Below are 5296 nucleotides of genomic sequence, written 5' to 3' on the forward strand. Positions count from 1 at the left end.
GTGCCGGTCACCGCCGACATCGAGTCCGGGTACGGCGACACCGCCGGCGAGGTGGCCGCGACCGTACGGGCGGTGGTGGCCGCGGGGGCGGTGGGCGTCAACGTCGAGGACGCCCGCCACGACGGGGGCGGGCCGCTGCGCGAGGTGGCGGACCAGTGCGCCCGGCTGGCCGCCGTCCGGGCCGCGGCGGAGCAGGCCGGCGTGCCGCTGTACGTCAACGCCCGGATCGACACCTTCCTGCGCGGTGTCGGCGGCGTCGCGGAGACGGTGGCGCGGGCCCGGGCCTACCTGGCCGCCGGCGCGGACGGGGTGTTCGTGCCCGGGACGGTCAACCCGGAGACGGTGGTCGCCCTGGTCGCGGCCATTCCGGCCCCGCTGAACGTGCTGGCCGGGCCGGGCGCCCCGGCGGTGCCCGAGCTGGCCCGCCTCGGGGTGGCCCGGATCAGCCTCGGCTCCTCGGTCGCCGAGGCCGCGTACGTGGTGGCCCGCCGGGCCGCCGAGGAGACGTTCGGCGCCGGGACGTACGACGCGCTGGCCGGCGCGTTCGACTACGGCGCGTTGAACGAGCTGATGCGCGGCTGAAAACGGGACACGAGGTGGGTGCCCGGCCGTAGCGGCCCGCACCCACCTCGTACGCGTTCGTGGTGTCCCGCGACCGATCAGCCCCGCCGGCCCCGGGTCCGTCGGGTCACAGCGGCGGGCCGACGTCCCGGCGCTCCTCGACCTGCCGGTACTCGACCGGCTCGGTGGTGCTGACCACCTCGCGGCGACGGCCCCAGACCAGGGTCGTCATGATGAGGCCGAGCACGCCGGCGGCCATCAGGATCCAGCCGACGACGTCGAGGTTGACCCCGCCGATGCTGGCGTCCAACGCGAACGTGAGGATCGCGCCGACCGCGATCAGGAAGATGCTGGTACCGATTCCCACGACAGCCTCCTTCAGGGGACGTGGTGCGCTGTCGAAAGCAGTCAGTACCCAGGTGGTCAGCGGCGCAATCACCGGGCCGGGGTGGGGGCGTCCCGAGCGATCTTGCGATCGGGTAGAGTTCCCCCCGTCGCCGACGCAAGTCGGCGGCACGCGGACGTAGCGCAGCTGGTAGCGCATCACCTTGCCAAGGTGAGGGTCGCGGGTTCGAATCCCGTCGTCCGCTCGCGATCCGCCCCTCGGGGGTCGACCGTCGTCGGTGCTGGTCTCTCCAGCCGGCGCGCGCGGGCGATTGGCGCAGTGGGAGCGCGCTTCCTTGACACGGAAGAGGTCACTGGTTCAAACCCAGTATCGCCCACCAGTAAAATTCGGACATCTACCTCTTTTGACGGCCTGGCTCGATGAGCTGGGCTTCATGTTCCGAGCACCAGCCAGGAGTCCGCTAGGGCGGACGTGGCCGGTCAGCCGGGCGCGAACCGCAGCGTGCATCGTCCCAATCGCGCGCGGCGGAAGGCGCGCGATGGAGTCCTAGTCACGGAGGGCGGCCCTTACCGCGAGGGCGAAGCCTGCCACGTTGTCCAGCATGATGTTGTGGCCGCAGTTGGGAATCGCCACCACCTCGACACCCGAGGCCGCGAGCCGGTCTGCGTCGAAGCGCGGCCCGTCAGCCGCCGGGTACAGGAGGGTGCGGGGGATGGTCAGCTCGTCCAGGTGCTCGCGCACCGTGGGCATGGTGCCGCGCAGCAGGTTCATGGCACTGCGGTAGAGCGCCTGTGGCCCGGCCAGTCGCATCGTGGCCGCCCACTCCGGCCCGACGAACTCCAGCGTCTCGTCCCAGCCGTGGTCGAGGAACTCCTTCTCGGTGTGATAGACGCCGATGCCGGAACTGCCCGGTCGCTTCCTGGTCGGCAGCGGGTGCACCGGGTCGAGGGCGGGGTCGACGAGCACGAGTCGGCGTACCAGCTGGGGGTGGCGTGCGGCGAGCATGATCGCGACCGTGCCGCCCATGCTGTGCGCGACCACGTCGGCGTCGCTCACCGCGGCTTGCTCCAGCGCACGGGCCAGGCCGTCCGCGTGCATTTCCAGCGTGTACGCCGCATGGGCCGGCCGGTCGCTGATGCCGAAGCCCAGCATGTCGATGAGGAGCGAGCGGTGGCCGGAAAGGGCTGGATGCGCGAGCGGCTGGGCGTAGTACGGCGTCGAGCTGGCTCCCAGGCCGTGGATGTAGACGCGAGTCGGCTCGGCGCCGGGGATCTCCGCCCAGCGAATGCGGGAGCCGTCAGGAGCTATCTGAGCGCTATGCATAGCGCGAAAGATATCTCGTATCCGAGGTATCATGGCAACGAGGTATGATCTAGATCATGCTGGAACTGGTGATCCTCGGTTTCCTCTACGACGAGCGGCTCCACGGGTACGACCTGCGGAAACGCATCGCCGCCCTGACCGGACACGTGCGCCCCATCGCCGACGGCACCCTCTACCCCCTGCTCAAGCGCATGGAAGCCGCAGGGCTGCTCACCCGGGAACTCCAACCCGGCCAGGTTGCCGCACCCCGGCACATGCTGTCGCTGACCTCCGAAGGCAAGAAAGCGCTGCTCGACCGGCTCCGTGAACCCGACGAGCTGTTCATCACCGACGAAAACAGGTGGTTTGCCCTGCTGGCCTTCCTGCGCCACCTGGATGACCCGGCGGCACAGGCCGCCGTGTTGCAGCGTCGGCTTGACTTCCTCACGCAGCCAGCCAGCTTCTTCTGGGACGGCGATCGGCCACTGCGCGCCGCCGACTTCGACGACCCCTTCCGACAAGGGCTGTTCACGATCGCCACCGCGACGACGCGTACCGAGCTGAAGTGGCTTCGCGAGACACTGGCGACCCTGACCCAGGTCTCATAGGAGAACGGGTGCGGTCGGTGTCCGAGTCCGCCGTCCGGCTCGCCCGACTGGCCGCAGGCCTGCGTGCGCTCGGCGTGGAGCGCGGTGACCGGGCCCTGGGGCCGGCCGGTCCACGTGCGTGCTCCGCGGCGGGTTTCCGGGCCTCCCGGCCGCTCGTCGCGCGTGCCGGGCCGATCGCCGGGCCCGTCCCATCAGTCGGTCCCGGCCGACCGCGACCGGCCCCCCGCCCTTGCCCACATCGGTCATCCCGCACCGCCGACGATGGCTCCCGGATCCGCCCAACGGGCCATGGAACGGCTGGCCCGGCCCGTGACAGGGTGAGGGCTCGCGGACCAGGGAGGCTATCGCATGCGGTCAGGCACGGGACGACGTTGGCGGCGTACGGTCGGTCGGCTGGGCGCCGCCGCCCTGCTGACCACAGTGGGCATCGTGGTCGCGGACGCGCCCGCGCAGGCGACCGCCACCCGGACGGTGGCGTTCTGGAGCATGGACGAGCCGGCCGGGGCCACCGTCCTCCAGGACAGCAGCGGCAACGGCCGGAACGGCGCGATCGGCACCGAGGTGGTGACCGGGGCCCGGTACGACGGTGCGACCGTCCACCGGTTCGCCACCCACCTGCCCACCGACATGGAGTACGTCCCCGGGCACGTCAACCTGGTCCCGCACAGCACCGAGTTCAACCCGGACGCCGGCGACTTCTCGTTCACCATCCGCTACCGGACGACATACTCCTTCGGCAACATCCTCCAGAAGGGGCAGGGCAACACGGCCGGCGGCTACTGGAAGTTCGAGGCGCCCAGCGGCAAGCCGAAGTGCCTGTTCCGCGGCGGGGACGGCTCCTCGCGTACCGGCTACACGGACGTGTCGATCGCCGACGGGCAGTGGCACACGGTCACCTGCAACCGCACCTCCAGCTATGTGGAGATGTACGTCGACGGGGTGCGGAAGAGCCGGCTGACCGGGCCGACCGGCACCATCGCGAACAACTGGCAGTTCTCCATCGGCGGCAAGAGCCAGTGCGACGGCGTGAAGGTCACCTGCGACTACTTCGCCGGCGACATCGACTACGTCAAGATCCTGAAGGGGGCGGGCGGCACCGCCAACCAGCCGCCGGTGGCCAACCTCGCGCCGTCGTGTTCCGGGCTGGTCTGCTCCTTCTCCGCCGCCGGCTCCACCGACGCCGACGGCGCGATCCAGGACCACCGCTGGGACTTCGGCGACGGATCCACCGCCGACACCGTCTCCGTGCCGACCACCTCCCACACGTACGCGGCGGCCGGCACCTACCCGGTCACGCTCACCGTCACCGACGACCGGGGCGCCACCGGGACGGCGACCGCCCAGGTCACCGTCGCGCCGGTCGCCGAGCGGATCGCCTTCGTCGGTCAGGCCACCGCGAACGCCAACTGGACCAGCCACGCCGTGACGGTGCCGTCGACCGTGCAGCCCGGGGACACCCTGCTGCTCTTCCTCAGCCAGAACACCCACGCCGGCACGGGGCAACCCACCGGGGTCACCGGCTGGACCCAGCTGGACCGGTTCGACGGCGGCTTCGCCACCACCACGGCCTGGTGGAAGGTCGCGGCCACGGGCGACGCCGGATCGACCGTACGGGTGGCGCTGGACGCGCAGTCCAAGGGCAACCTGGTCGTCGCCGCCTACCGGGGCGTGGAGGCCGTCGCGCCGACGTTCGCCCGCGCCACCGACCCGGCCAGTTCTGCCGCCCGGGTCACCCCGTACGCGACGGTGACCGCGGCGCAGAGCTGGGGCGTGTCGTACTGGATGCACGGCGACGGGCTCTCCACCGCGCTGACCCCGCCGGCCGGGGTGGAGGTGCGCAGCAACAGCTCGCAGACCGGCGGGGGACGGGTCACGGCGCTGCTCGCCGACTCCGGGAGCACGGTGCCGGCCGGCAGCTACGGCGGCCTGACCGCTTCCGGCGCGGCCGCCAGCACCACCACGACGACGTGGACTCTGATCCTCCGGCCGGTCTGATTCGTCGGTTGCGGTGTGGGGCTGGGGCGACCGTCCCCGGCTTCGGGCGGTCAGGCTTGATCCCTGCGCCGGGGACGGTCGCCCCCAGCCCTGACGTTGGTCACCGTCCGCCCGGCCGTCACGGTCTTGTGTTTGTACGTGGAAACGCCGCTGGCCGCACCCCGTGTCTCCGGGGTGCCGGCCAGCGGCTTCTTGCCTTTTGTTCGCTTGTCAGCTGTTCCAGTGCTGGGCGACCAGGTGGGCGGCCTGCTGCTCCCACTGGGCGTAGGCGTCCGGGTAGGCCGACACCTGCACCGTCTGCGCGGCCTCGGTCAGCGGCATGTCCTGCCACCCGTCGACCTGCTTGAGACCCTTCTCGAACGCCAGGGTGGCGTACTCGGGGTCGGTGATCTGCTCCGGCGTGCCCCAACCACTCGACGGGCGCTGCTGGAACAGGCCCAGCGAATCGTGGTCGTTGCGGTCACCCAGGTGACCCAGGTTCTCC

Annotated in this window: 5 protein-coding genes, 2 tRNA genes and 1 pseudogene; 5 read left to right on the top strand and 3 right to left on the bottom strand. The window is 71.2% G+C overall.

Annotated features, from left to right (window positions below):
• Nucleotides 1–582: isocitrate lyase/phosphoenolpyruvate mutase family protein (locus JNW87_RS34150; protein WP_238455107.1), on the top strand; the 582-nt coding region annotated here is incomplete at its 5' end.
• A gap of 106 nt (nucleotides 583–688) precedes the next feature.
• Here JNW87_RS34150 and JNW87_RS41035 read toward each other — a convergent pair.
• Entirely contained in the window at nucleotides 689–928 is a 240-nt protein-coding gene (locus JNW87_RS41035; RefSeq protein WP_109804583.1) for a DUF6458 family protein, read from the bottom strand.
• Between the two features lie 150 nt (nucleotides 929–1078).
• Between JNW87_RS41035 and JNW87_RS34160 the strand changes: the two genes are divergently transcribed.
• Together JNW87_RS34160 and JNW87_RS34165 are read left to right on the top strand one after the other, a co-directional pair.
• Nucleotides 1079–1151, top strand: a tRNA-Gly gene (locus JNW87_RS34160).
• Nucleotides 1152–1211: 60 nt separating this feature from the next.
• Nucleotides 1212–1286: transfer RNA gene (locus JNW87_RS34165), tRNA-Val, on the top strand.
• A gap of 167 nt (nucleotides 1287–1453) precedes the next feature.
• Here the strand turns inward: JNW87_RS34165 and JNW87_RS34170 are convergent.
• Nucleotides 1454–2230, bottom strand: coding sequence for an alpha/beta fold hydrolase (locus JNW87_RS34170; protein ID WP_109804584.1), 777 nt, complete (start codon nucleotides 2228–2230; stop codon nucleotides 1454–1456).
• Nucleotides 2231–2286: 56 nt separating this feature from the next.
• On the opposite strand from JNW87_RS34170, the gene JNW87_RS34175 reads away from it, so the two are divergent.
• Nucleotides 2287–2817 (top strand): PadR family transcriptional regulator, encoded by a 531-nt coding sequence (locus tag JNW87_RS34175; RefSeq protein WP_109804585.1) that lies wholly within the window; start codon nucleotides 2287–2289, stop codon nucleotides 2815–2817.
• Nucleotides 2818–3165: 348 nt separating this feature from the next.
• Entirely contained in the window at nucleotides 3166–4812 is a 1647-nt protein-coding gene (locus tag JNW87_RS34180) for a PKD domain-containing protein (protein WP_109804586.1), read from the top strand.
• A gap of 210 nt (nucleotides 4813–5022) precedes the next feature.
• Here the strand turns inward: JNW87_RS34180 and JNW87_RS34185 are convergent.
• Nucleotides 5023–5296 (bottom strand): annotated as a pseudogene (locus tag JNW87_RS34185) (hypothetical protein); the annotation flags it as partial.

Origin of the sequence: Micromonospora sp. ATA51, from assembly GCF_016802855.1 — a bacterium.
GTDB classification, from domain to species: domain Bacteria; phylum Actinomycetota; class Actinomycetes; order Mycobacteriales; family Micromonosporaceae; genus Micromonospora; species Micromonospora sicca.